The following is a 1,783-nucleotide window of genomic DNA, read 5'->3' as shown; positions in this document are numbered from 1 at the left end:
GGGGTCTGGCCCAAGTTGTGTGAGGTGGCTACTCGTTGTAGTTGTTGATCTTCATGGCGGGGGCTTGGAGGTCGCCCGGATTTCGCTCCTCGTACGGCTGGCGTGCTCGACATTCGGTCGCCGTGAGCGAAGATCCCTCTGCGGTGCAAGAGCTGCTGTTCCCGTCGAACACAATGGTCGTGATCACGTCCGTCGAGACGGAGGGCGAAGCGATACGCGTCAAGGCACGGTGCACCGCGAGCGGTGCATACTGCCCAGCGTGCGGGGACTGGTCGGCTCAGGTCCACGGCTCCTACCAGCGTTTCCCCACTGATCTTTCCTGCGGTGGGCGGCCGTGTCTGCTGGTGCTGAGGGTCCGCCGGTTCGTCTGTTCGAGCCCAGCCTGTCCGCGGCGCACGTTCGTCGAGCAAGCGCCGGGACTGACCAGGCGCCACGGCCGGACCACAGAGCGTCTGCGGTCCACTATGAGCAAGGTCGGGCTGGCGCTCGCCGGGCGGGCCGGCGCACGCCTCGCCACGCATCTGGGCATCGTGACCAGCCGCAATACGCTATTGCGGCTGGTAATGGACCTGCCCGACCCGGCAACGACCGAACCCCGCGCTGTCGGCGTGGACGACTTCGCCCTGCGCCGCGGGCACGTCTACGGGACGGTCGTGATCGACGCTGAGACCCACCAGGTCCTCGACCTGCTGCCCGAACGCGACGCAGCCACCCTCGCCCCCTGGCTCGCGGCCCACCCCGGAATCGAGGTCATCTGCCGCGACCGCGCCGGTGCCTACGCCGAAGCGGCCGACACCGCCGCACCCCAGGCCCTCCAGGTCGCCGACCGCTTCCACCTCTGGCAGAACCTCGCTTCCGCCGTCGAGAAGACGGTGGCCGCCCACCGCTCCGGCCTGCGCGACCTGCCGCCGCCGGTCCCCGAACCGGAACCCGTCTGGGAGACCTCGACCGGAGAAGCCGCCGGTCGGGACGATGAAACGGACGCGCCCACGGGCAAGTTCGCCGAGCGGGCCCGGATGCACCACGCCCTGGTTCACGAACTCCTCGCCCAGGGCATGAGCCTACGGGCCGTCGCACAGCATCTGGGCTGGGGCCGACACACCGTGCAGCGATACGCCCGCGCAGCGTCCTGGCAGGACATGGTCAAGGGCCGCAAACGACAGCTCCCGAGCAAGCTCGATCCATTCAAGCCCTACCTGGCCGCACGCTGGGCCGAGACCGGTGGACGAGTGACCGTCCTCGCTCTCTTCCGGGAGATCCGCACCCGGGGATTCCGCGGCCACTACTCCATCGTCTGCGAGTGGATCCGCCGCGACCTTCCCCCTCGGGAAGGCTTCACCCCGCCTCCGCCGCCACCGTCGGTACGGCAGGTGACCGGCTGGCTCACCCGGCACCCGGCCACCCTGACCGAGGAGGACAAACTCCACCGCAAGGCAGTCCTCGACCGCATCCCAGAGCTGGCCTCCGCCGCTGAGCTGACCAGCTCGTTCGCGGAGATGCTCACGACGCTCGACGGCTTGCGTCTGCCCGAGTGGATCACTGCGGCGGTGACGTCGGGTCTGCCCGGCATTAGCACCTTCGCAGCCGGCCTGGAAGGCGACTTCGACGCGGTGACCGCCGGGCTGACCACCGACTGGAACTCGGGGCCGGTCGAAGGAGCAGTCAACCGGATCAAGATGCTCAAACGGCAGATGTTCGGCCGCGCCGGGTTCCCGCTCCTCCGGAAACGAGTCCTCCTCGCGTGACGCAGCGTCACCGGCCCACACAACTTGGGCCAGACCCC

The 1,783-nt window shown here is 68.9% G+C and carries 1 protein-coding gene; it reads left to right on the top strand.

Going from position 1 to position 1,783, the window contains the following annotated elements; translation table 11 throughout:
• Positions 1-53 precede the first annotated feature (53 nt).
• Entirely contained in the window at positions 54-1,745 is a 1,692-nt protein-coding gene (locus GA0115254_RS00830) for an ISL3 family transposase (protein WP_370740804.1), read from the top strand.
• Positions 1,746-1,783 lie beyond the last annotated feature (38 nt).

This window comes from Streptomyces sp. Ncost-T10-10d (genome assembly GCF_900091955.1).
Taxonomy (GTDB): Bacteria; Actinomycetota; Actinomycetes; order Streptomycetales; family Streptomycetaceae; genus Streptomyces.
Note: the sequence above shows the minus strand (reverse complement) of the source record. Positions and strands in the feature narration are given on the sequence as shown.

Excerpts from the sequence above, each read along its gene's own strand:
- GA0115254_RS00830 (WP_370740804.1), top strand. The coding sequence starts at position 54 with ATGGCGGGGGCTTGGAGGTCGCCCGGATTTCGCTCCTCGTACGGCTGG.